This window comes from Aeromicrobium sp. 10G20-16 (genome assembly GCF_055809665.1).
Window position 1 is genome coordinate 1,859,788 of record NZ_CM147919.1, and the last position, 23,830, is coordinate 1,883,617.

General features: G+C 71.0%; 24 protein-coding genes. 14 read left to right on the forward strand and 10 right to left on the reverse strand.

The genetic code is table 11. The features are described 5' to 3' along the window. Positions 1 to 24 precede the first annotated feature (24 nt). Positions 25 to 2,178 carry a DEAD/DEAH box helicase gene (locus AC0L5F_RS09385; protein ID WP_473313059.1) on the reverse strand — a complete coding sequence of 718 codons (2,154 nt, stop codon included), beginning with the start codon at positions 2,176 to 2,178 and terminating at the stop codon, positions 25 to 27. A 289-nt stretch (positions 2,179 to 2,467) separates the two neighbouring features. Further along, entirely contained in the window at positions 2,468 to 3,196 is a 729-nt protein-coding gene (locus tag AC0L5F_RS09390; protein ID WP_473313060.1) for a 2-phosphosulfolactate phosphatase, read from the reverse strand. 117 nt (positions 3,197 to 3,313) lie between these two features. Between AC0L5F_RS09390 and AC0L5F_RS09395 the strand changes: the two genes are divergently transcribed. From AC0L5F_RS09395 to AC0L5F_RS09435, 9 genes are all read left to right on the forward strand, one after another. Next, positions 3,314 to 3,907, forward strand: coding sequence for a nucleotidyltransferase family protein (locus AC0L5F_RS09395; protein WP_473313061.1), 594 nt, complete (start codon positions 3,314 to 3,316; stop codon positions 3,905 to 3,907). Between the two features lie 9 nt (positions 3,908 to 3,916). Then, positions 3,917 to 4,789: an AAA family ATPase gene (locus AC0L5F_RS09400; RefSeq protein WP_473313062.1), complete on the forward strand. Its 873-nt coding sequence runs from the start codon at positions 3,917 to 3,919 to the stop codon at positions 4,787 to 4,789. Between the two features lie 16 nt (positions 4,790 to 4,805). Further along, positions 4,806 to 5,903: a vWA domain-containing protein gene (locus AC0L5F_RS09405; RefSeq protein ID WP_473313063.1), complete on the forward strand. Its 1,098-nt coding sequence runs from the start codon at positions 4,806 to 4,808 to the stop codon at positions 5,901 to 5,903. Further along, positions 5,896 to 7,038 (forward strand): XdhC family protein, encoded by a 1,143-nt coding sequence (locus AC0L5F_RS09410; protein WP_473313064.1) that lies wholly within the window; start codon positions 5,896 to 5,898, stop codon positions 7,036 to 7,038. Before AC0L5F_RS09405 ends, AC0L5F_RS09410 begins: the two co-directional genes overlap by 8 nt. 188 nt (positions 7,039 to 7,226) lie before the next feature. After that, a complete protein-coding gene (locus tag AC0L5F_RS09415) occupies positions 7,227 to 8,372 on the forward strand; it encodes a sigma-54-dependent transcriptional regulator family protein (RefSeq protein ID WP_473313065.1) in 1,146 nt (381 codons plus the stop codon). A gap of 114 nt (positions 8,373 to 8,486) precedes the next feature. Then, positions 8,487 to 8,972: a (2Fe-2S)-binding protein gene (locus AC0L5F_RS09420; RefSeq protein WP_473313066.1), complete on the forward strand. Its 486-nt coding sequence runs from the start codon at positions 8,487 to 8,489 to the stop codon at positions 8,970 to 8,972. Continuing rightward, the gene (locus tag AC0L5F_RS09425) at positions 8,969 to 11,434 is read left to right on the forward strand and encodes a xanthine dehydrogenase family protein molybdopterin-binding subunit (RefSeq protein WP_473313067.1); all 2,466 of its coding nucleotides are present in this window, start codon (positions 8,969 to 8,971) and stop codon (positions 11,432 to 11,434) included. The genes AC0L5F_RS09420 and AC0L5F_RS09425 overlap by 4 nt, the downstream gene beginning before the upstream one ends. Then, complete coding sequence (locus AC0L5F_RS09430) at positions 11,431 to 12,279, forward strand: FAD binding domain-containing protein (protein WP_473313068.1); 849 nt, start codon at positions 11,431 to 11,433, stop codon at positions 12,277 to 12,279. The genes AC0L5F_RS09425 and AC0L5F_RS09430 overlap by 4 nt, the downstream gene beginning before the upstream one ends. Before the next feature lie 5 nt (positions 12,280 to 12,284). Further along, entirely contained in the window at positions 12,285 to 13,034 is a 750-nt protein-coding gene (locus AC0L5F_RS09435) for an SRPBCC family protein (protein WP_473313069.1), read from the forward strand. A gap of 34 nt (positions 13,035 to 13,068) precedes the next feature. On the opposite strand, the gene AC0L5F_RS09440 is transcribed toward AC0L5F_RS09435, so the two are convergent. From AC0L5F_RS09440 to AC0L5F_RS09450, 3 genes are all read right to left on the reverse strand, one after another. Further along, complete coding sequence (locus AC0L5F_RS09440; protein WP_473313070.1) at positions 13,069 to 13,875, reverse strand: phosphatase PAP2 family protein; 807 nt, start codon at positions 13,873 to 13,875, stop codon at positions 13,069 to 13,071. Between the two features lie 111 nt (positions 13,876 to 13,986). Further along, entirely contained in the window at positions 13,987 to 14,943 is a 957-nt protein-coding gene (locus AC0L5F_RS09445) for a helicase HerA-like domain-containing protein (protein ID WP_473313071.1), read from the reverse strand. Then, the gene (locus AC0L5F_RS09450) at positions 14,924 to 15,709 is read right to left on the reverse strand and encodes a helicase HerA-like domain-containing protein (RefSeq protein WP_473313072.1); all 786 of its coding nucleotides are present in this window, start codon (positions 15,707 to 15,709) and stop codon (positions 14,924 to 14,926) included. The genes AC0L5F_RS09445 and AC0L5F_RS09450 overlap by 20 nt, the downstream gene beginning before the upstream one ends. A 48-nt stretch (positions 15,710 to 15,757) precedes the next feature. On the opposite strand from AC0L5F_RS09450, the gene AC0L5F_RS09455 reads away from it, so the two are divergent. Both AC0L5F_RS09455 and AC0L5F_RS09460 read left to right on the forward strand, forming a co-directional pair. Next, entirely contained in the window at positions 15,758 to 16,060 is a 303-nt protein-coding gene (locus AC0L5F_RS09455; protein ID WP_473313074.1) for a type II toxin-antitoxin system VapB family antitoxin, read from the forward strand. Beyond that, positions 16,057 to 16,581: a LytR C-terminal domain-containing protein gene (locus AC0L5F_RS09460; protein WP_473313076.1), complete on the forward strand. Its 525-nt coding sequence runs from the start codon at positions 16,057 to 16,059 to the stop codon at positions 16,579 to 16,581. The genes AC0L5F_RS09455 and AC0L5F_RS09460 overlap by 4 nt, the downstream gene beginning before the upstream one ends. On the opposite strand, the gene AC0L5F_RS09465 is transcribed toward AC0L5F_RS09460, so the two are convergent. After that, on the reverse strand, positions 16,574 to 18,073 hold the full coding sequence (locus tag AC0L5F_RS09465; protein WP_473313077.1) for a potassium/proton antiporter: 1,500 nt from the start codon (positions 18,071 to 18,073) through the stop codon (positions 16,574 to 16,576). The two genes, AC0L5F_RS09460 and AC0L5F_RS09465, sit on opposite strands and share 8 nt — an antisense overlap. A 99-nt stretch (positions 18,074 to 18,172) precedes the next feature. On the opposite strand from AC0L5F_RS09465, the gene AC0L5F_RS09470 reads away from it, so the two are divergent. Both AC0L5F_RS09470 and AC0L5F_RS09475 read left to right on the forward strand, forming a co-directional pair. Further along, a complete protein-coding gene (locus AC0L5F_RS09470) occupies positions 18,173 to 19,039 on the forward strand; it encodes an alpha/beta hydrolase (protein ID WP_473313078.1) in 867 nt (288 codons plus the stop codon). A 10-nt stretch (positions 19,040 to 19,049) separates the two neighbouring features. Continuing rightward, positions 19,050 to 19,751: a lysophospholipid acyltransferase family protein gene (locus tag AC0L5F_RS09475; RefSeq protein ID WP_473313079.1), complete on the forward strand. Its 702-nt coding sequence runs from the start codon at positions 19,050 to 19,052 to the stop codon at positions 19,749 to 19,751. A 4-nt stretch (positions 19,752 to 19,755) separates the two neighbouring features. Here AC0L5F_RS09475 and AC0L5F_RS09480 read toward each other — a convergent pair whose 3' ends face one another. The 3 genes from AC0L5F_RS09480 to AC0L5F_RS09490 form a co-directional block, all read right to left on the reverse strand. Next, positions 19,756 to 20,715, reverse strand: coding sequence for a GGDEF domain-containing protein (locus AC0L5F_RS09480; RefSeq protein ID WP_473313080.1), 960 nt, complete (start codon positions 20,713 to 20,715; stop codon positions 19,756 to 19,758). Between the two features lie 84 nt (positions 20,716 to 20,799). Beyond that, the gene (locus AC0L5F_RS09485) at positions 20,800 to 21,921 is read right to left on the reverse strand and encodes an aminotransferase class I/II-fold pyridoxal phosphate-dependent enzyme (protein ID WP_473313081.1); all 1,122 of its coding nucleotides are present in this window, start codon (positions 21,919 to 21,921) and stop codon (positions 20,800 to 20,802) included. A 46-nt stretch (positions 21,922 to 21,967) separates the two neighbouring features. Continuing rightward, positions 21,968 to 22,825: an aldo/keto reductase gene (locus AC0L5F_RS09490; RefSeq protein ID WP_473313082.1), complete on the reverse strand. Its 858-nt coding sequence runs from the start codon at positions 22,823 to 22,825 to the stop codon at positions 21,968 to 21,970. Between the two features lie 66 nt (positions 22,826 to 22,891). Here AC0L5F_RS09490 and AC0L5F_RS09495 point away from each other — a divergent pair, with 66 nt between their 5' ends. Then, complete coding sequence (locus AC0L5F_RS09495) at positions 22,892 to 23,059, forward strand: hypothetical protein (protein ID WP_473313083.1); 168 nt, start codon at positions 22,892 to 22,894, stop codon at positions 23,057 to 23,059. Position 23,060: 1 nt separating this feature from the next. Here AC0L5F_RS09495 and AC0L5F_RS09500 read toward each other — a convergent pair whose 3' ends face one another. Further along, positions 23,061 to 23,783 (reverse strand): dienelactone hydrolase family protein, encoded by a 723-nt coding sequence (locus AC0L5F_RS09500; protein WP_473313084.1) that lies wholly within the window; start codon positions 23,781 to 23,783, stop codon positions 23,061 to 23,063. Positions 23,784 to 23,830 lie beyond the last annotated feature (47 nt).

Sequence of the window (23,830 nt, forward strand, 5' to 3'; positions counted from 1 at the left end):
GAAACGTGACACTCAGCGGGAACCTCAGGCCGAGCGGTCCTCGAGGGCGTCGGTGAGCAGGGTGACCAAGGCCTCGAGCTGGACGTCGACCGACGAGCCGACCTCCTCGTCGGAGCCGTCGAGGGCTCGGGCAGCGAGGCCGGCCTTGCTGTCGATCAGCTCGGCGATGCGGCCGTCGATCGTCTGCGCGGCGATGATGCGCCACGCGGTGACCGGCTTGTCCTGACCGATGCGGTGCACGCGGTCGATGGCCTGGGTCTGCTCGGCGTCGGTCCAGGACAGCTCGGCGAGCACCACGTCGGACGCGACCTGCAGGTTGATGCCGACGCCGGCTGCGGTGACCGAGCAGACGATCACCTTGACCTCGGGGTCGTTGAGGAAGCCGTCGATGGCCTTCTCGCGGGCCGACTTGCTCTGGTCACCCCGGATCGAGGTGTACCCGATGCCACGCTGCGCGAACGCCGCCTCGGCGGTGTCCATGACGTCGATGTGCTTGGCGAAGAACACCACCTTGCCGACGCTGCGCGCCAGCTGGGCGGTGTAGTCGGCGGCGAGCCCGGCCTTGGCCTGGCCGATGCGCCGCATCATGCTGAAGACGTTCTCCTCGTCCTTGGAGCCCTCGGCGTCCTCGCGCTCCCACAGGGCGACGCGCCGCACCAGGTCGAGGTCGATCTGGTCGGACGGCGACACTCCCTTGGCCTCGGCCTTGGCAGCAGCACCGGAGTCGTAGCGGCGCAGCATGCGGGCCACCAGGACGCGCTCGGCCTCGGCGATCGAGCGACCGATCTCGTCGTCGAGGTCGACCGGCAGGTCGGCGATGCGACGGGCCGGGATGTCGGCAGCCACGTCGACCTTGCGTCGACGCACGATGCCGCGGTCGATGACGACCCGGCGGGCCGCGGAGTAGAAGCCGTGGTCGATCGGCGTCAGCCCGGTCTCCTCCAGTGCCGCCATCAGCTCGGCGCGGGGCTTCTTCTCGTCGATCCAGCCGAGGAACTGCCAGATGGTGCGGAAGTCCTCGATGTCGTTGATCAGGGGGGTGCCGGTCAGCGCCATCATCAGCGGACGGCCGACGCGCTGGCGCAGCCGGTCGGCGAGAGCGAGCACCTGCTGCGATCGCTGCGACGACTTGTTCTTGATGAAGTGCGCCTCGTCGACGACCATGCCCTTGAAACCGAGCTCCCCGAGCCAGCCGACGTGCCTGTCGAGCACCTCGTAGTTGACGATCACGATGTCCGCGAACGCGTCGAGGGTGTCGCCGTCGCCGTGGATGACCGTGGCCTTGCGGCTGGGGGTCCACATCGCGACCTCGTGGGCCCAGTTGGCCTTGACCACGTTGGGGGCCACGACCAGCAGCGGGTAGGCGTCGGCGGCGTGGGCGGCGAGCAGCGCCTGGGCGGTCTTGCCCAGACCGGGCTCGTCGGCGAGCAGGAAGGTGCGGTGACCGGCGGCGGCCGCCTCGACCAGCTGCGCCTGGTGCTTCATCAGCTCCCGACCCGACGGGGTCATCAGCCACTGCGGATCAGGCAGCGCCATACACGACGGCGAGCCGTCGGAGGCCTTCTCGAACGCGGTGAACAACGGACCGAGCAGCTCCCACGTGGACAGCCGGCCGTACTGGCTCTCGCGAGGCGCCGCGTTGCTGAAGTCGGGGGCGAGGAACGGGTTGGCGAGCTGGCGAGAGATGACCGACTGCGGGACGACACGCTTCTCGACGGGAGCCGGGGCGTCCGAGAACGTCTCGTCGGCGACCGGCTCCGTGGGGGCTGCCTCGAGTCCGGCGGCCGCCACCATCTCGCGGCGCAGCGCGCGCGCCTCGTCCGACATCACGACGTCGTCGCCGAGCAGCGAGAACAACGAGGGGTCGCGCGTGGCCGTCTTGGCCAGGATCGTGGCCACACCGTCCAACCGCTTGAGCTGTTCGGCGCGGGCCGACTCGCTCATCTCGGGGTCGGCCTTGACGCGGTTGCGCTCCTCGCGCACCAGCAGTCCGACCACCTGGAAGCGCGTGCGCTGGTCGTGGTTGAGCGCTCCGCGCTGGGCGCGCGACTCGACGTCACGCACGGCCCGGGCGAGCACCGGCATGATGCCCTCGTTGTCGACGGGGCGCGCCTTGCGTCGGTTGCCCGACTGGCGGGTGCGGGTGGCGCCAGACTGGCGTCGGCCTGGTTGGGCCACTGAGGTCCTCCCCAAGAAATTGGGCCCAAGACGGTGGGCACTGAGCTGGGTACTGAATTCACGTCCGGGTGCCGGTACGGTCGGCCTGCCTGACGACACCCGTCGAGGTGGCAGGAAGCCGTCTCGCGAGCGACACGCGCCCACCGCTCGGCGGCCGGCACGTCGGCGGTGATCGTGTGGGACCCACCGAGAGGCGGGAGTCAGAACCCGCCCGATGAGCGGCACGACGACAACCGTGTGGGGCCTACGATACCGCGATGTCGGGTCGGATATCGATCTCGGGGCGAATTCAGGGTGTGGCGGCGGTGAACCCGTCGGCGCCGAGCACCGGCACCACGATCGACGTGTCGACCTCGGCCGCCAGTGCGACGTCGCCCCCGAACCCCGTCTCGTCAAGCTCCACACCGCTGGTCGAGGCCATGAGGTGCCCACCCAGGCGGCCGGCCACGACCCGGTAGGCGTCGGCGGCCGCCGCGGCCTCCGGGGACAGGTCGAGGTCGAGCTCCTCCAGCGCGGCGAGCACGGCACCTGCTCCCCAGAAGTCCTCGAGACAGGGACGCAGCGAGTCGTCGGGCCAGCGCTCACCCGCCGCGACGACGGCGATCGTCGGGCCGTGGTCGGCCGCCCACGCGGCCGCCGCGCGGGCATTGCGCAGCGACGCGGCGGCCACCGTCGTGAGGTCGGCCAGACCGGCGGTGACGGTCGCCCCGTTCGGCGACGGCAGCACCAGGCGGTGCGGGGGCGGGTCGACCTCGCGCAGGCTGACCGGGGACAGGCTCACGCCGATGCCGCGCGGCCCCGCCAGGGCAGCGCCGTGCTGGGCCGCGACGGTCTCGGCCGCCTCACCGGCCGCGGGGTAGGGGATGACGGTGATCCCGCGCTCGACGGCCACACCGACCGCGGTCGTGAAGGAGAGGACGTCGACGACCAGGGCACAGTCGGCCCCGGTGGCGATCGCGGCGCCTCCCGTGGAACCCCACTCGAACCGCACGGCGTACCCGGCCTGCACCACGTCCATGCGCCATGCATACCACCGCCGCCGCTCCCGCTCGCCGGCGACGAGCCCTGCGAGGAGCGTGAGGAAGCGAGGCACGAGCGACCGAGGCGCAGCCGGGGTTCGGCGTAGGGTCGGCGCATGTCGTCGACCGTGGGCCTGGTGCTGGCCGCCGGAGCCGGGCGCCGCTACGGCCGGCCCAAGGCGTTGGTGCCGGGTTGGTTGGGGCACGCGGTCGAGGTGCTGCGCCTGGGGGGCTGCGACCAGGTCACGGTGGTCATCGGGGCGGAGGCCGGCACCGTCCGGCCGACGGTGCCGGGAGGCGTCGACGTCGTCGAGGCGACCGACTGGGCCCACGGCATGGGCGCATCGCTGCGAGCCGGGCTGCGCTCCCTCGAGGAAGGCGACGCCGATGCCGTGATCGTGCACCTCGTCGACCTGCCCGACGTGGGCCCGGACGTCGTGGCTCGCGTGCTCGACGCAGGGAGCGGGCCCGGGTCGCTGGCGCGAGCAGCCTTCGGTGGTCGCCCCGGCCACCCGGTGCTGATCGGTCGAGATCACTGGGACGGCGTGCTCGCCGAGTCGTCGGGGGACGCCGGTGCCCGCGACTACCTGAGGACGCACGGCCCCGACCTGGTGGAGTGCGGCGATCTGTCCACCGGGATCGACGTCGACACACCGCCGGTTGCCGGTCCACCCGACGAGCCAACCCGTGACCAACCTCACACTGAGTAACGTGGCCGAGTGACGTCACCAGAGGACACGGCCGCCGCGCTCGCCCGCACCGGCTACCTGGCCGACGACGCGCTGTCGACCGTGGTGTTCCTCGCCGCCGAGATGCAGCGCCCCCTGCTGCTGGAGGGCGAGCCGGGCACCGGCAAGACAGCGCTGGCCGAGGCGCTGGCCGAGGACGCGGGCATCCCGCTCATCCGCCTTCAGTGCTACGAGGGCATCGACGCCAGCCAGGCACTGTACGACTGGGACTTCCCCCGCCAGATCCTGCACCTGCGCACGCTCGAGGCTGCCGCCGGCGACGCCACCTTCGACGCCGCCGATGCCGAGGCGTCACTGTTCGACGAGCGCTTCTTGCTGGCTCGCCCGATCCTGCGCGCCCTGCGCGAGAGCCCGGCCGTGCTGCTCATCGACGAGATCGACCGCGCCGACGACGAGTTCGAGGCGTTCTTGCTGGAGGTGCTGTCGAGCTGGTCGGTCAGCATCCCCGAGATCGGCACCGTCACCGCCACCACGGCACCCACCGTGGTGCTCACCTCCAACCGCACGCGCGAGCTGCACGACGCCCTCAAGCGCCGCTGCCTCTACCACTGGATCGACCACCCGGGGCTCGAGCGCGAGGTCAGCATCGTTCGCAGTCGCATGCCCGAGGTGTCCGCGAAGCTGGCCGAGCAGGTCGCCGCGGCCGTCCAGACCCTGCGCGGCGAGCAGCTGCTCAAGCCCCCGGGCGTCGCCGAGACCCTCGACTGGGTCCGCGCGCTCGACCGGCTGGGCGCCGACGAGCTCGACCTGGAGTCGGCGGCGCGCACCCTCGGCGCAGTGGTCAAGTACCGCGAGGACTCCGACCGGGTCAAGCACGCCCTCGACCGCCTCCTCGCCTCATGACCAGGAGTGTCAACAGGTGAAGCAGCCCGACGAGGTCCTGCTCGGCTTCGCCCGGGCACTGCGCAGCTCCGGCGTCGACGTCACGCCCGACCGCGCGTCGGCCTTCCTCACGGCGGCGTCCCTGGTGGGCGTGGGCGGCCTGGCCGGCACCTACACCGCCGGCCGCACCACCCTGTGCTCCGGGCCGGACGACCTCGACCGCTACGACCAGGTCTTCGAGGCCTGGTTCGCCGGGCGCGACGAGCTGCCCCGCACGGCACCCCGCGGCACCCCGCGCCAGGTTCGGTCGACGCTGCCACTCGGTGATCCCGGCGAGTCCGGCGAGGACTCCGCGTCCGACCCGGTCGCCTCGGTGGCCAGCGACGTCGAGATCCTGCGGCACCGCGACGTGGCGGCTGCGACCGCCGACGAGAAGGCGCTGCTGGACCTGCTGATCGGGCTGCTGCGCCCGCGAGCGCCCCGACGCCGAGCGACACGGCACACCCCGGCCCGCCGAGGCGACGTCGACATGCGTCGCACGCTGCGGCGCACCATGCGCACCTACGGCGAGCCGGCCCCGATCGCGTACCGCCGCCGCACGCACCAGCCACGTCGCGTGGTCCTGCTCGTCGACGTCTCGGCCAGCATGGAGCCGTACGCCGACGCCCTGCTGCGGCTGAGCCACAGCATCAGCGCGGCGGTCCCCCGTACCGAGGTGTTCACACTCGGCACGCGGCTGACCCGGGTCACCGCTGCGATGCGGACCCGCGACGCCGATCGCGCCCTCGTGCGCGCCGGCGAGCAGGTTCCCGACTGGTCCGGAGGCACCCGGCTGGGCGAGACGCTCGGCGCGTTCCTGAACCGTTGGGGCGCGCGCGGCATGGCCCGCGGCGCCGTGGTCGTCGTGTTCAGCGACGGCTGGGAGCAGGGGGACACCACCGAGCTCGCCACCCAGATGCAGCGACTGAGCCGACTGTCCCACCGGGTCGTGTGGGTGAATCCGCACCGCGGCAAGACCGGCTACGAGCCGGTGCAGCAAGGCATCGTCGCGGTCCTGCCGCACTGCGACGAGTTCATCGCCGGCCACTCGGTCCGGTCGTTCGAAGAGGTGCTGGAGGTGATCGCCCATGCGTGAGGTGCTCGACGAGCTGATGGGCTGGTACGACGCCGGAGAGACCATCGGCATGGGCACGGTGGTGGCGACCTTCCAGTCCGCGCCCCGCCCGGCCGGCGCCTCGATGCTGGTCGGCCCCGACGGCGAGGCCGTGGGGTCGGTGTCCGGCGGCTGCGTCGAGGGCGCCGTGTACGAGCTGGCCGGCGAGGTCGTGGCCTCGGGCCAGCCCGTGCTCCAGCGCTACGGCATCTCCGACGACGACGCGTTCGCGGTCGGCCTCACCTGCGGCGGCATCCTCGACCTCTACGTCGAGAAGGTCAGCCGCGAGACGTTCCCCGAGCTGGCCGGCATCGCCGACGACGTGCGTGAGGGTCGCCCCGTGGCGGTCGCCACCGTGGTCGAGCACCCCGACGCGGCCTGGGTGGGCCGCCGCATGATCCTGCGCCCTGACACCGACCAACCGGTCTCCGGATCGCTCGGCTCACCCCGTGCCGACGACGCCGTGGCCGACGACGCCCTCGGCCTGCTGGCCCAGGGGCACCACGCCACCTTGACGTACGGCCCCGACGGCGAGCGGCGCGGCGAGGGCATGCGCGTGTTCGTGTGGGCGTTCGCGCCGGCCCCCCGCATGCTGGTGTTCGGGGCGATCGACTTCGCGGCCGCCGTCGCTGACGTCGGCGCCTTCCTCGGCTACCACGTCACGGTGTGCGACGCGCGGCCCGTGTTCGCCACCGCCACCCGGTTCCCCGAGGCCGACGAGGTGGTCGTCGACTGGCCGCACCGCTACCTGACCGCCGAGCTCGACGGCGGACGCATCGACGAGCGCACGGTCGTCTGCGTGCTCACCCACGACCCCAAGTTCGACGTCCCTCTGCTCGAGGTGGCGCTGCGCATGCCGCGGGTCGCGTACGTCGGCGCCATGGGCTCACGCCGCACCCACGACGACCGGCTCCAGCGGCTCCGCGAGATCGGGTTGTCCGACGACGAGCTGGCACTGCTGTCCAGCCCGATCGGTCTCGACCTCGGCGCCCGCACCCCGCAGGAGACCGCCATCAGCATCGCCGCCGAGATCATCGCCGGTCGCTGGGGCGGCAGCGGGGGTCGGCTGGCCGAGCGCGACGGCCGCATTCACCACGCGTTGGACCTCGAGACATGAGAGTGTGGCCTCCGTCACACCGTGCGAGGTACCGTGACGGCGAGGAGGCGGCATGACGGCATCGAGCGAGATCGCACGTCGCGGCCCGGCTGATCCGGCACTTCGCGAGCGCCGCACCGAGGTGGCGCAGGCCTGGAAGCTCGTTCGTCGAGCAGCGCCGCGACCCGGCGCCGCCCGCCCGGACGCAGGTGCGCCCCGAGATCCTCGACAGCTGGCAGCGGTCGTCGACCGTCGACCTGCTCGACGTCGCCGAGGCCCCCCTGGCCGACGAGTCCGAGACGGCCTCGTTCTGGAACGACTCCCCCCTGCAGGTCGCGGTCGGACGCATCGAGCACGAGCTGCGCCAGACCGCACAGGACGGCGACCTGGTGCTCGCCGTCACCGACAACCACGCCCGCATCCTGTGGACCTGCGGCGGACGCGTCATGCGCCGCAAGGCCGAGAGCGTCAACTTCGTCGTCGGCGGACGCTGGGACGACCTCAGCGTCGGCACCAACGCCCTGGACCTGGCAGCGCGCACCGCGCAGACCTCGATGGTCTTCGCCGCCGAGCACTACGCCCCCATGGTGCACAACTGGGTGTGCTGGGCCGCTCCGGTCAACGACCCGCTGACAGGTCAGCAGCTGGGCGTCATCGACCTGTCGACCACCTGGGACCGCACCCACCCGATCGGCTTGGCCACCGCACGCGTCATGGCACGCCTCATCGAGACCGCGATGCCGGGCTCGGAGCACCACCCCCAGCTCAGCACGCCCAGCGGCCCGGTCACTCCCGGCCTCAGCGTCACCCTGCTCGGCCAGGCCTCTGCGGTGCTCGACGGCAAGCGCCTGCTGCTCAACCGGCGCCAGACCGAGATCCTCGCCCTGCTCGCGATCCACCCCGAAGGACTGTCGCTCGACCGCCTCCACGCGCTGCTCTACGGCGACGAGCGGGTCACTGCGTCCACCCTCAAGGCCGAGGTCTCGCACCTGCGCGCGGCCCTCGGGGGAGCCCTCTCGTCGCGCCCGTACAAGCTCGAGATGCCCGTGGAGCTCGACGTCGACCGGGTCATCCGCATGATCCGCTCCGGCCGGGTCCGCGAGGCCGTGGCGGCCTACGCCGGCGACCTGCTGCCCGGGACCAACTCGCCCGCCCTGACCGAGCTGGCCGACTACGTGGCCGTCGCGGTGCGCGAGGCCGTGCTCGCCGACCCGGACCCGGACGCCGTCGTCGGATACGGCGCCATCGCGCCGTGGGACACCGAGGTGCTCGAGGTCTGCCTGGCGGCGCTGGGCACTCGACCCCACCCGGCCAAGGCGCTGCTGCGCGCCCGGCTCACTGCCGCCGGGGGCTGAGCTCGCCGCAGCCGACCCACGGGATTGGCCAACCATTCGCCAACCCTGCCGTGCCTAGGTTGTGACTCAGGACACACGTCTGCTTCCACTCGTCACACCTCAGGGAGACGCTCCATGACCAAGATCAATCTCACCGTCGACGGGGCCTCGGTCTCCGACGACGTCGAACCCCGGATGCTGCTGGTGCAGTACCTGCGCGAGTCGCTCGGCAAGACCGGCACCGTCATCGGGTGCGACACCAGCAACTGCGGCGCCTGCACCGTGCACCTGAACGGGCGCAGCGTGAAGTCCTGCAACGTCCTGGCCGTGCAGGCCGACGGCGCCGAGGTGACCACGATCGAGGGACTCGCGGCCACATCGGGTCGGGAGGACGGCCAGCTGCACCAGGTGCAGGAGTCGTTCCGCCAGTGCCACGGCCTGCAGTGCGGGTTCTGCACCCCCGGCATGATCATGCAGTCGGTCGACCTGCTCAACGAGAACCCGAACCCCACCGAGGACGAGGTCCGCGTCGGCATCGAGGGCAACCTCTGCCGCTGCACGGGCTACCAGAACATCGTCAAGTCCGTCCTGCACGCCGCCGCCGAAGGAGGAGCGAAGTGACCGTCGTCGAGGAACCCACGACCACGCCCGAGATCGGGCGCGATCGCCGCCGCAAGGAGGACCAGCGCCTCATCACCGGTCGCACCAAGTGGACCGACAACATCGTGCTGCCCGGCATGCTGCACATGGCGATGGTCCGCAGCCCGTTCGCGCACGCCACGATCACCCACATCGACACGTCCGCGGCGAAGTCGTCGCCCAACGTCGTCGCCGTCTACACCGGCGCCGACCTGGACGAGTCGGCCGGCGTCCTCATCAACGCCTGGCCCATCACGCCCGACCAGGTCACCCCGGCCCACCCGCCGATCCCCGCCGACCGCGTCACGTTCGCCGGTGAGATCGTCGCGGTCGTCGTGGCTCGCACCGCCGCGGAGGCACGTGACGCCGCCGAGCTGGTCGACGTCGACTACGACGAGCTGCCCGCCGCGATCGACATGAAGGAGGCCCTGGAGGCCACGCCGGAGAACGGTGGCGCGCTCGCGCACCCCGACCTCGGCACCAACAAGTCGGCCTACTGGGTGTTCGACTCCGCGGCCGCCGGCACCGGGAGCGACGTCGAGGACGCCATCGCCAAGGCCCGCACCGACGGCGTGGTCGTCGAGCGTGAGTTCCGCCAGCAGCGCCTCATCCCGGCCTTCATGGAGCCGCGCTCCGTGGTGGTCGACCCCACCGGCGAGCAGCTGACGATGTGGTCGGCCACCCAGGTGCCGCACATCGTGCGCTTCGCGCTCGCCGCCACCACGGGCGTCCCCGAGTCCAAGATCCGGGTCATCGCCCCCGACGTCGGCGGCGGGTTCGGCGGCAAGCTCCAGGTCACCCCGGAGGAGTGGATCGCCTGGTGGGTCGCACGCCAGGTCCACAAGCCGGTCAAGTACACCGAGACCCGCTCGGAGTCGCTGATGGCGGCCCACCACGGCCGCGACCAGTGGCAGAAGCTGACCCTGGCGGCGGAGAAGGACGGCACCGTCACCGGCTTCAAGGTCGAGCTGACCGCCGACCTCGGGTCGTACGTGTCGGTCGTCGGCGGCGGTGTGCCCGTGCTCGGCGCCTTCATGTTCAACTCCATCTACAAGTTCCCCGCCTACCACTTCGCGTGCCAGACGGTGCTGACCAACAAGGCCTGGACGGACGCCTACCGCGGCGCCGGCCGGCCCGAGGCCACCTTCGGCATCGAGCGGATGATGGACGAGCTCGCGGTCGCCACCGGCATCGAGCCCATGGAGCTGCGGCAGAAGAACTGGATCAAGAACGACGAGTTCCCGTTCACCACCGTCGCCGGCCTGGAGTACGACTCCGGCAACTACGAGGCCGCCACCGAGGAGGCCATGGCCACGTTCGGCTACGACGAGCTGCGCGCCGAGCAGAAGCAGCGCCGCGAGTCCGGCGACCCGGTCCAGCTGGGCATCGGCATCTCGACGTTCACCGAGATGTGCGGTCTGGCACCGTCGCGCGTGCTGGGCTCGCTCGACTACGGCGCCGGCGGCTGGGAGCACGCGAGCGTGCGCATGCTGGCCACCGGCACGGTCGAGATCGTCACCGGCGCCAGCGCCCACGGCCAGGGTCACGAGACGGCGTTCAGCCAGATCGTGGCCGACCGGCTCGGCGTGCCGTTCGAGGACGTCGAGGTGCTGCACGGTGACACCCAGATCGCGTCCAAGGGACTCGACACCTACGGCTCACGCTCGCTCGTGGTCGGTGGCGAGGCGCTGGTCAAGGCCGTCGACAAGGTCATCGAGAAGGCCAAGCCCGTCGCGGCCCACCTGCTCGAGGCGTCGGTCGACGACATCTCGTTCAAGGCCGGCAAGTTCTCGGTGTCCGGCACCGATCAGGGCCTGACCATCCAGGAGATCGCGCTGGCCACGTTCGCGGCGCACAACCTGCCCGACGGCATGGAGCCGTCGCTGGACGCCGACGCCACCTTCGACCCGATCAACTTCAACTACCCGCACGGCACCCACCTGTGCGCGGTGGAGATCGACACCGAGACGGGCCGGGTCCAGATGCGCAAGTACACGTGCGTCGACGACATCGGCAACGTCATCAACCCGCTGATCGTCGAGGGCCAGGTGCACGGCGGCCTGGTGCAGGGCATCGCGCAGGCCCTGTTCGAGGAGGCCGTCTACGACGACGCCGGCACCCTGGTGTCCGGCAGCTTCGTGGACTACCTCGTGCCCACCGCGGCCGACCTGATCCACTTCGACGTCAGCCACCGCTCGACGCCGTCGTTGACCAACACGCTCGGCACCAAGGGTGTGGGCGAGGCCGGCACGATCGCGTCCACCCCCGCCGTGGTCAACGCCGTGATCGACGCCATCCGCCACCTCGGTGTCGAGGACGTCCAGATGCCCTGCACGCCCGAGCGGGTCTGGAAGGCACTACAGAACGCAGGCGGTGGCGGCACCGAGCCGACCACGGCCGACGCCATGCCCCACTTCGATCCGGCAGAAGGAGAAGCCCGATGATTCCCGTGCAGTTCGAGTACGCGGCACCGACCAGCGTCGAGGAGGCGCTGAGCCTGATGTCCGAGCACGGCGACGACGCCAAGATCCTCGCCGGCGGGCAGTCGCTGCTGCCGGTCATGCGGATGCGGCTGAACGCACCCGAGTGGGTGATCGACCTCGGTCGCATCGACTCCCTGCGAGGCGTCCGCGACGACGGCGACGCCATCGTGATCGGCGCCATGACCACCCACCACGACGTGCTCCACGACCCACTGGTCCGCGAGCACGCCCTGCTGATCACCAAGGCCGTCGAGCACCTCGCCGACGCCCAGGTGCGGCACCGCGGCACCTTCGGTGGCGCCCTGGCCCACGCCGATCCGGCCGGTGACCTCGGCGCACCGGCGGTGGCGCTGAACGCGGAGTTCGTCATCCAGGGTCCGGGCGGCACCCGCACGGTCGGCGCTGCGGACTTCTTCGTCGACCTGTTCGAGACCGCCATCGGCGACGACGAGCTGCTCGTCGCGGTGCGCGTGCCCAAGCACACCGGTTGGGGTGCGCACTACGAGAAGTTCGTGCGCGTCGCGCACCAGTGGCCGATCGTGGCCGTGGCCGCGACGGTCAAGATGAGCCTCGACACCATCGAGGAGGCACGAGTGGGTCTCACCAACATGGGGTCCACACCGGTGCGGGCCACTGCCGTCGAGGAGGCGCTGCGAGGCGCCTCCGAGTCCGGCATCGCCGATGCGGCCAGCCACGCCGCCGACGGCACCAACCCGCCGAGCGACCTCAACGGCGACGCCGACTACCGCAAGCACCTGGCGGGCGTCCTGACCGGACGCGCCGTGCGGGCAGCGGCGAAGGGATAGGGCCCGTGGAGCTGTCGCACTCATTCAGCGTGCCGGCGTCGATCGACGAGACCTGGGCGGCGTTCCAGGACATCGAGTCGGTCGCGGCCTGCTTCCCCGGAGCCCAGGTCACCTCGGTCGAGGGCGACACGTTCGAGGGTTCCTGCAAGGTCAAGCTCGGACCGATCGCCCTGGTCTACAACGGCACGGGTCGCTTCGTCGAGAAGGACGAGGCGGCGCACCGCATGGTGCTCGAGGCCAAGGGCAAGGACAAGCGGGGCAACGGCACGGCCGGGGCCAACGTGGTCGCCCAGCTGACCGACACCGGCGGCGCGACGGAGGTGTCGGTGGTGACCGATCTGGCCATCACCGGCAAGCCGGCGCAGTTCGGACGTGGGGTCATGCAGGACGTCAGCGACAAGCTGTTGGGGCTGTTCGTCGACTGCCTGCAGGACAAGGTGGGCACCGGCGCCCCGGCCCCGGCCGCGGAAGCCGCACCTGCGGCCGACGCGACGGCGACCGCGCCGGCGGAGGCGCCCGAACCGGAGGCGACCCAGCCCTCGGGCGAGCCCGCCGTCGGAGCGGCCACGGCGTCGGCCGTCGGTCCGGTCCCACCCCGGGCCCCCGCCGAACCGGCCGCGCCCCAGCGGGAGGTCGAGGCGCTCGATCTCGGCGCCACCGTGCTGCCGGTGCTGGCGAAGGCCTACTGGAAGCAGGCGCTGGTCGCGGTGGTGGCCGTCGTGGTCGTCGTCGTGGTGCTGGTGGCGGTGCTGTGACGCAGCAGGTCTGACGCACGACCACCGAAGCGGGTCATTCGACGAGATCGGATGGCCCGCTTCGTGCGTCCTCGTGGGCCACCACGGGGCTGCGCCGCTCCCAGACGGCGATCAACCCGAACGACACCAGCACGATGACCCAGCCGACCACGACGTCGACCACCCAGTGGTTCGCGGTGCCCACCACGACCACGGCCATCATCGCGGCGTAGACCACCCCGGCCACCTGGACGATCCGACTGACTCCGGCGCGGATCAGGACCAGGGCCACCCACAACGCCCAGCCGGCGTGCATGGACGGGAAGGCCGCCAGCTCGTTGGTCATGCCGCCCAGGCCCTTCGGGGCCGATGCGTCCGCACCCCACCACCCGCTGGCCGCATGCAGGTTGAGCACGTCGGTGAATCCGCCGATCATGCGGGGAGGGGCGGTCGGCGCGGTCAGGTAGAAGAACAGGCCGACCAGGGTGGCGACGACCAGCGCCCGGCGAGCCGTCACGTACTGGCTCGCACTGCGGCGGTAGATCCACACCAGCACGACGGCGGTGACGGCGTAGTGGGTGGTGGCGTACCAGTAGCTGGCGAAGAGCCCGAGCCAGTCGTGCTGGACGAACTCACGGTTCAGCCAGGCCTCGGCGTCGATGCGCCACGTCGACTCGAACGCCAAGAAGTCGAGCGCCCGACCGCGGGCCGGAGCGAACTCGTCGGACGCCAGCAGCCGCGAGGCGCTGTACCCGACGTACAGGAAGGCCAGCAGCGCCAGCTCGATGGCGGCCCGCTTCACCCACGGAGCCCGCAGCCGCGACAGCGCGTCGAACTCACGCTGCACCGAAGGCTGGGACATGACTCCTCCTGTCGGTGTGGCCGGCCCACGACGGCGCGAGCACACGTCCATCGTGGACTGCCCCGTCAGGAGTGCCAACCCGGGATGACCCTGATCTGTTCCCGGCCGTGCTCAGCGGCGGCGCTTGAACAGGTTCTTGACGATCTCGCGCGCCAGGGTGCGCGATGCCTCGCCGACGGCCTTGTCGAGGGTCGACGTGCGCCGCGACCAGGAGCGTCGGGTGGTGGAGCGACCGCGCTGCTTGGCGATGCGGTCAGCCTCGCGGGCGACCTTCTCGGCCTCCTCGGTCTCCCACTGGCGCTGGGTCTCGGCGGCCGTCGCGGCATCGGAGGCCTCGGCGACCTTCTCCAGCTTCTCCGCCGCCGACACCGGGTCGACCGCGGTGCCGTACTTCGCCTGGAGCGGGGACGTGGCGACCGCCGCTGTCATGGCCGCCGCGGGCGTCGGGTCCATCGAGCCCTGCGGTGCTCGCACCCGCGTCCAGGCCACCGGGGTGGGCGCCCCGCGATCGTTCATCACCGTGACGATCGCCTCGCCGATCGACAGCTGCTGCAGCACCTCGGCCAGGTCGTACGACGACGTCGGATAGGTCGACACGGTCGCCTTGAGCGCCTTGGCGTCGTCGGGCGTGTGGGCGCGCAGCTGGTGCTGCACGCGCGAGCCCAGCTGGGCCAGCACGTCCGACGGGACGTCCTTGGGCGTCTGGGTCACGAAGAACACGCCGACCCCCTTGGAGCGGATCAGTCGCACCGTCTGCGTGATCGTCTCGAGGAAGTCCTTCGACGCGTCGCGGAACAGCAGGTGCGCCTCGTCGAAGAAGAACACCAGCTTCGGCTTCTCGACGTCGCCCACCTCCGGCAGCGTGCTGAACAGCTGCTGCAGCAGGTACATGAGGAACGTCGAGAACAACGCCGGCTTGTCCTGGACGCCGGGCACCTCGAGCAGGGACACGACGCCGGCTCCGTCGGCCGTACGGAGGAAGTCGGCCACATCGATCTGCGGCTGTCCGAAGAACACGTCGGCACCCTGGTCGCCGAAGGCGATCAGCTCACGCAGGATCACACCCACCGTCGCGCTGGACAGCCCACCGAGCTCCTTGCAGCTCGGCCTTGCCCTCGTCACCGGTCAGGTGCACCAGCACCGCACGCAGGTCGGCGAGGTCGATCAGCTCCAGATCGGCGTTCCTGGCGTAGTGGAACACCAGGCCGAGCGACGACTCCTGGGTGTCGTTGAGGCCGAGCACCTTGGCCAGCAGGGTGGGTCCGAAGTCGGTGACCGTGGCGCGCAGCGGCACGCCGGTGCCCGTGCCGCCGAGCGTGAAGTACTCGGTGGGAGCAGCCCGCGGCACCCAGGCCTGACCGATGCTGTCGCACCGCGCGGTGAGCTTGTCACTGGCCGTGCCCGGTGTGGCGATGCCCGACAGGTCGCCCTTGATGTCGGCGGCGAACACGGGCACGCCGGCCGCCGACACCTGCTCGGCGAGCACCTGCAACGTCTTGGTCTTGCCGGTTCCGGTGGCACCGGCGATCAGTCCGTGCCGGTTGAGCATGGCCAGCGGGATCCGCACCTGCGCCGACGGCACCGCCTCGCCGCCGTCGACAAGCGCACCGATCTCCAGCGCCTCCGCCTCGAACGTGTAGCCCGCGGTGACGGTCGCCACCGTGTCGTCGTCGGGGGCGGGCGCGGTGCTGGTGCGTGCTGCCGCGGCGGCCTTCGCGGCGAGCTCGTCGGCCCGCTGCTGGGCGACAGCGGCTGCCGCTTGCGCCTCCGCAGCACGCTGCGCCGCGGCCTGTGCCTCGGCTGCGGCCTGCTGCGCGTCGTCGCTGGTCGTCATGGCAGCAGGCTACCGGCGTCCGTGACCTGCCCTGACTACACTGACGACGTGATCTTTCGGCGGGTGAGCGACGGGCGTCCCTACCCTGAGCACGGGCTGTCACAAAGTGCGTGGGCCGCGATCCCCCCTTCGCAGGTCCGGCTCGACGACCTGACCACCACCAAGACCCAGCTCGACCTCGAACAGCTGCTCGACGAGGACTCCACGTACTTCGGCGACCTGTTCGCCCACGTCGTGGGCTGGAACGGCGAGCTGTTCCTCGAGGACGGTCTGCACCGAGCCCTCCGGGCGGCCCTGCAGCAACGCTCGGTGCTGCACGCCCGCGTGCACTCGATCGGACGCACCGCGTGAAGCCTGCCGGATTCCTGCTCATCCTGGTGACGATCGGCGCCTTCGTGGGCGGGAGCGTGGTGGGCTTCAACCTGCTCACCTCCAGCGCCACCACCACGGTCGCCGCGCCCACCTGCACGCCCAAGACGATCAACGTCGGCGACGACGTCACCCCCAACCTGGTCACGGTGAACGTCTACAACGCGTCGCGCACCGCGGGCCTCGCCAACCGGGTGTCGACGCTGCTGCAACGTCGCGGCTTCCTGGCCGGAACGGTCGCCAACAACCCCACCGAGATCACCTCCAACGACATCGTCATCATCGCCGAGGACGAGAAGGACCCGCGCGTGCAGCTGGTGCGGGCCCAGTTCGGCGGCAAGATCTCCGTCCAGGGCCCGCCGGCCGGATTCGACGCGACCAACGTGAGCGTGCTGGTCGGCAGCAACTACGCCACCAAGGGACTCACCAAGAAGGGCGAGACCGCCAAGGCCACCGCCGACCGACAGATCGACGTGTGCCTGCCGATCCTCCCGGTCACCTGACCGGACCGTTCGACGGCCCCCAGCCCGCAAGACGCCCGTGGCGTCCGACCGCCCGGATGCGCTGCTCGGTGGCTTCACGCACCTGACGGGCCGCCACGACCAACAGGTCGTCGTGCATCGCCAGCCGGGTCGTGCGGTGCGGCACGAACGTGCTGCCGTCGCGCACCACGAGCGAGACCGATGCGCCGACGGGAAGCCGCAGCTCACCGACCTCGACGCCGATCAGCCGCGAGCCCCTGGGCACCCGGATCTGCAGCAAGTCGGCGGAGATGCGTTCCAGCGGCGCTGCCTCGACGTCGGCCTCGCGGATGTCGTCGGACAGGACACCGCACCAGCCCGCGAGTCTGGACAGCGGCGCCGCCTGCACCAGCGTGTAGACGACCACGGCGACGAACACGATGTTGAACAGGTCGCGGGAGCCCTCCACGTCGGCCGCCAGCGGGATCGTGGACAGCACGATCGGCACCGCGCCACGTAGACCGGCCCAGCCGATGAACAGCTGCTCGCGCAGGCCCCGTCTGAACCACACGGCGCACAGGCCGACCGACAGAGGACGCGCGACGAAGGTGAGGATCGCGCCGGAGGCGAGTCCGGTCCACACGTGCCACCACTGCAGCTCGTCGGGGTTGGCGAGCAGGCCGAGCATGACGAACAGGCCGATCTGCGACAGCCAGCCGACACCCTCGACGAACGACCGGGTGGCCATGCGGTGCGGCAGCTCGGTGTTGCCCAGCACGAGGGCCGCGACGTAGACCGCCGCGAAGCCGCTGGCGTGCAGGCTGGCCGCCGATCCGTACGCCAGCACCGTGAACCCGAGAACCACCAACGGGTACAGGCCCGACGCCGGCAGGGCGACGCGGCGCAGCAGCTGCGCAGCCAGGAACCCGATGGCGAGGCCGATGACAGCGCCCACGACCAGCTCGAAGACGATCAGACCGGTGAACTTCCAGACGCCGCCGTCCGTGATCTCCCCGAGGCTGACGGCCGTGACCAGCACCACGATCGGGGCGTCGTTGAGACCGGACTCGGCCTCCAGGGCACCGCTGACCCGGTGCTTGAGCGGCACGGCACGCAGCACCGAGAACACCGCCGCAGCGTCGGTCGGCGTCAGCACCGCGCCCAGCAGGATGGCCAGGCGCCAGTCGAGGTCCAGCAGGTAGTGGGCTCCCGCCGAGACCACCAGCACGCTGAGCGCCGACCCGAGGGTCGCCAGGAGCAGGCCCAGGCCGAGCGAGGGTCTGACGTGCTCCCATCGCGTGGTCAGACCACCCTCGGCCAGGATCAGCACCAGAGCTCCGAAGCCGAGTGCCAACGCGAGATCGGCGTCCTGGAACTCGATGCCCAGGCCCGAGCTGCCGATGATCAGACCGAGCGCGAGGTACATCATCAGCGACGGCATGCCGGCCGTGACCGAGACTCGAACGGCGAGGACCGCCAGGATGAGGACCGCCGCGCCGACCAGGAGGTAGAGATCCAGGTCGTAGGACTCCATGGACATCTCCTCCCATGGACCTCGACGGACTCCGATCCTACCGAGAGCGCCGCGGTCGTTCCGATGGCGACCGGCCGCACGGTGCGGTTGAGTGGGTGGGTGGACCCCCGTGACGCGTCGATCAGTCGCCGCACCCTGCTGGGTCTCGCGGCAGCCGTGGCACTGGCGGCGTGCACCAGGATCAGCTCGGCACCGAAGGGCGATGACGTGGAGACCATCTCGTACGGCGACGACCCGGCGCAGTTCTTCGAGATCAGCCGGCCCACCGGGACGGCCGCCCCGGGCACGTCCAAGGGCGTGGTCGTGGTGATCCACGGGGGCTTCTGGCAGTCACAGTACGACCTGTCCCTGGGGCGGCCACTCGCGACCTCGCTGGCCGAGCACGGATGGACAGCGGTGAACCTGGAGTACCGCAGCCTCGGCAACGGCGGCGGATGGCCCACCACCTTCGACGACGTGGCGGCCGGACTGGACGCGCTCGCCGGGGTGGACGATCTCGACACGTCCACCGTCATCACACTGGGCCACTCGGCGGGCGGTCACCTCGCCGTGTGGGCTGCGGGCAGGTCGAAGCTCGACAACCCCGACTGGAACCAGCCCGCCGTCCCGGTCACGGCGGCCGTCGCACAGGCCGGCGTCCTGGACTTCGCCCTCGCGATTCGCGACGGGCTCGGCGGCGGGGCGGTGGAGGCCCTCATGGGCGGAGCCCCCGACACGGCCGAGCTGGCCGCCCGGTACCGCGACGGTGACCCCTACGAGCGCATACCGCTCGACGTGCCGGTGCGCTGCGTGCACGGCAACGACGACACCACGGTGCCGCCCAACCAGTCGACGAGCTACGTCAGGAAGGCCACGGCGGCCGGAGCCGACGCCACGGTGACCATGGTCGAGGGTGACCACTTCACCCTGATCGACCCGAGCACCGAGGCGTGGACCACCACGCTCGGCCTGCTGGACCAGCTGTGAGGTCCCACCCGTGACCTACTGGTTCGTGGTCACGGTCTTCCGGCTGTTCAACCTCGTCGGCGGGCACCAGGTCATCCGACTCGGGTCGCGCCGCCTGCCGTCATCCGGCGGCGCCGTCCTCGCCGTCAACCACACCAGCTACGTCGACTTCAGCTACATCGGACTCTCGGCGCTGGACGTCGACCACCGCCAGATCCGCATCCTCGCCAAGGCCGAGCTGGCCCGCAATCCCGTGCTCCGACTCCTGATGAAGGGCTGCGGTGTCATCCTCGTCGACCGATCCGCTGGTCGGGACGCCTACCTCGCCGCCGTCGACCAGCTGAAGGCCGGAGAGGTCGTGACGGTGTACCCCGAGGCCACCATCAGCCTCAGCCTGGAGATCAAGGAGCTCAAGAGCGGTGCTGCACGCATGGCTCTGGAGTCCGGCGCCCCGATCGTCCCGGCGATCGTGTGGGGATCGCAGCGCATCGCACCCAAGAGTGCGCCGCGGCACCTCGGACGCACCCGCATCCCGGTGATGGTCGCGATCGGAGACCCCATCACGGCGACCGGATCTGCCGCCGACCTGACCGCCGCGCTCGCCGCCGCCATGACCGACCTGCTGCACGAGGTGCAGCGGGCCTACGGCCCCCATCCGGCCGGCGAGCCATGGGTGCCCGCGCGGCTCGGCGGTTCGGCGCCGACACCGGACGAGGCGGCCGCGGCCGACTGAGCGGTCAGCTCGCGGTCCGGGCCGCCTTCTGCCGGTACATGCGCTCGTCGGCACGATGCATCAGCGTGGCCAACGTGTCGTCGACGCGTGCCTGCGCGACGCCCGCCGACCAGCCGATGTCGGTGCCGACGCGCAGCCGCCGCTTCACGGCGAAGGCCTCGAGGGCTGCGGCCCCGGGCAGGATGACGACGAACTCGTCCCCACCGAAGCGCCCGAGGATGTCGTGCTCGCGGATGCCGGACTTCCAGTGGTGGACCGCCGCGACGAGGAGGGCGTCCCCCGCATGGTGGCCCTGGAGGTTGTTGACCTCCCGCAGTCCGTCCAGGTCGATCGAGATGATCGAGAACGGGACACCCTTCTCCTTCATCCGCGCCAGGTGCCGCTCGCAGATCTCGACGACCTGACGCCGGTTGGCGGTGCCGGTGAGGACGTCTCGGTAGGCGGCCTGCTGGTCCCTCGCGCGCAGCCGGGTGAAGATCTCGGTGACGACCAGCACCTCGACGACCACGATCAGCGCGATCGCGCTGAGCTGGGGGTCCTCCCGCAGGACGATGGCCAACCACCACAGGGCACACCCGCCATAGAGCAGGGCGCGTGCAGCGAGGGACGGGAAGAACCAGACGACGAACAGCGCCATGATCGGCAGCGTGGCCCCGTTGGCGAGAGCCGCCAGGTCCATGTCGGTGCGCCACGTGAGCAGCCCGGTGACGATCATCGTCGCCACCACCATCGGCGCGACCTCCGCGATCGTCAGACGTCGGCCGCGCGTGTAGGCGTACAGCGACTGGACCGCAGCACCGATCGCGAACGTGACGAGCATCCAGCGCGGACTCATCTCCGGCACCCACAGGATCGAGGTGCTGGAGAGCAGCACCGCACCTCCGGCGTAGATGGCCGCCGTCGCGTTCGACAACGACGAGCCCGTCCGCGCCGGTTCTCCCTGTGCTCCCCTGCGTTCCATCATCGAAACTCCCTGCGGGAATTCTAGGAAGAGATCGGCCGTACCGGCTGCTCGCGCGGACAAATCACCCGATCTGACTAGGTGCGGTCATCCCATCCGGGTCAGACGACGCAGTGCCTCGTCCAGCACCTCGGGCGTGGTGGCGTAGTTGAGCCGCACGTGTCCACGTCCACCGGCGCCGAAGGGCAGACCCGAGTTGAGCACCACCCCTGCGCGGTCGGCGATGGCAGGCGCCGGGTCGTCGCCGAGCCCCGAGACGTCCAGCCACGCCAGGTACGTTCCGTCGTGCTCGTTCCACGTGAATGCGGTCAGGCTCTGCAGTCCTGCCGACAGCTGGGCCCGGTTCTCGGCCAGGTCGGTGTGCAACGCGTCGAGCCAGGCCCGACCGTGGCGGAAGGCAGCACCATGGGCGATCATCGCCAGGTGGCTGGGGCCGTGGCTGACCATGTCGTGCAGATCGGACAGCCGCGAGCGCGGGCCGCCGACCAGCAGGGCAGCCTTCAGCCCGGCCAGGTTGAACCCCTTCGAGGCGGACGTGACGATGATCGCGTCGGCGGCGCCCTCGACGCTCAGGTACGGGACGAAGCCCGATGCGACGATCGGTCCATGGATCTCGTCGACCACCACCGTGATGCCGTGCTCGTGCGCGAGAGCCGCCACCCCTTCGAGCTCAGCACGAGAGTGCACGACCGAGGTCGGGTTGTGCGGGTTGCTGAGCAGGTGCGCGGCGCCGGGCCCGGCCGCTCGGTACGCCTCGTCCACGGCGTCGAGGTCGAGGCGGCCGCCAGGGCCGAGCGGGGCGTCGATGGTCGGCCGTCCGGCGTGGTCCATGAACCCGTAGAACGGCGGGTACACGGGCGGATTGACCACGACCGGGCGACCGGGCCGGCTGACCAGCGCGACTGCCTCGGTGACGCCGGTCATGACGTCGGCGACCATGGCGGTCCGGCTCGGGTCCATCGCCCACCCCCACCGGTCGGCGGCGAATCCTGCGAACGCGTCGGCGTAGTCGCGCACGCTGGCCGGGTAGCCGGTGTCCCCCGAGCGCATCGCCGCGGTGACCGCCTCCACGACGGCCGGCACCGGATGCGCGTCCATCTCCGCGACCCACAGCGGCAGGTCGTCCGGTCCGAGGTCTGCCCACTTGACGCTGGTGCGTCGACGCAGCACGTCCAGCGGCAGGCCCCGCAGGGGTCGCAGGTCGCTCATGGGCTCATTCCATCAGAGCGGGACGATCAGGGCGACGGTCACGTCGCTACACGGCGTCGGCCAGCGCCTGCTGCTCCTCGGCCGACAGCTCGATGTCGGCGGCCCCGAGGTTGTCCTCGAGGTGCGAGACGCTCGACGTGCCGGGGATCGGCAGCATCACCGGCGAGCGGTGCAGCAGCCAGGCGAGCGCCAGCTGCGCCGGGGTCGCTTCGTGCTGGGCGGCGAGGTCGGACAGCACGCTGCCGTCCTTCGACAGCTCACCGGTGGCCAGGGGGAACCACGGGATGAACCCGATGCCCTCGGTGGTGCAGTGGTCCAGCAGCGGCTCGGCGTCGCGGCTGGTCAGGTTGAACATGTTCTGCACCGACACGATCTCGGCGGTCTTCTGCGCCTCCTTGAGCTGCTCGACGCTGACCTCGGACAGGCCGATGTGGCGCACCTTCCCGGCGTCCTGCAGCTCCTTGAACGCGCCGACCTGGTCGGCCACCGGCACCTGGGTGTCGATGCGGTGCAGCTGGATCAGGTCGATGCGGTCGGTCCTGAGCTTGCGCAGGCTGAGCTCGACCTGCTGCTTGAGGTACGCCGGGCGGCCGCACGGGACCCACTCACCGGGGCCCGTGCGGGTCAGCCCGGCCTTGGTGGCGACGACGATGCCGTGCTCGTACGGCGCCAGTGCCTCACCGATGATCTCCTCGGAGACGTTGGGCCCGTAGGAGTCGGCGGTGTCGATGAAGGTGACGCCCAGGTCGACGGCACGTCGCAGCACGGCGATGGCCTCGTCGCGGTCCTTCGGCTCGCCCCAGACCCCGTCACCGGTGATCTGCATGGCGCCGTAGCCGAGTCTGACGACGGGCATGTCGCCGCCGAGGGTGAACGTTCCGGATCCTGATGCGTTGACGGTCATGTCTGTTCCAAGACCCACCGGCCGCGACGTATTCCGCCCACCGGCTCACGGACGTAGCATCGACGGGTGCGCAGTCAGCTGAACCTCGCGGAGGCCGCCGAGACCCTCGGGGTCGACATCGCCGAGGTGCAACGACTCATCACGCTGGGCCGTCTGGAGTTCCAGCAGGTCTGCAGCGGCCGGTGCGAGCTGCTGGTCAGCCGTGACTCGGTCCTGGCCCTGCTGCCGACATGACTCAGGAGCCGATCGTGCGCGCGAGCAGGGCCGCCAGCTCGGCGAAGTGCCGTTCGGCCCCCTCCTGCTGGTACATCGAGGTGTCGGCCATCGAGAAGCCGTGCGGCGCCCCGGGGTAGATCGCCGTGGTGCGCGTGACGCCCGCCGCGTCCAGTGCGTCGTCGAGGGCGGCGACCGCCTCGGCCGGGTTGGAGGAGTCCTGGTCGGCGTGGCCGGCCAGGACCTCGGCTCGCAGGTCGCCGACGCCGAGGTGGGGGCTGTCGTCCGCGTCGGTGACAAGCCCGGCCGCGTGGAAGAACGCGGCGGCCGCGAACGACTCGGGCATCCACTCGGCGGCCTGCAGGGACAGTCGCCCGCCCATGCAGTACCCGGTGACCGCGAACGGACCTAGCACGCCTGACTCCGCCGCCAGCGCGTCGACGTACTGTGGCAGGTCGGCTCGCGCCCGGTCGGGCGTGTGGGCGCGCATGGTCGCCATGGCGCCTTCGAAGAACGCCTCTCGCGCTCCGGGGGCCCGCAGGTCCTCCTGCGGCGCCAGCTCGGCGGCCGGACCCTCTCGGTAGAACAGGTGAGGGGCCAGCACCACGTATCCCCAGCCGGCGATGCGGTCGGCCATCTGCTCGATCTGAGGTCGCAGGCCGATGGCGTCCGGGAACAGCAGCACACCCGGATGGGGCGCGTCGTCAGGCCGCGAGACGTACGCCTCGCCCGTGCCGTCGTCCATCGCCAGGGTGATCGTGCGGGAGCTGATGCGACCGACGCTACGCCCGG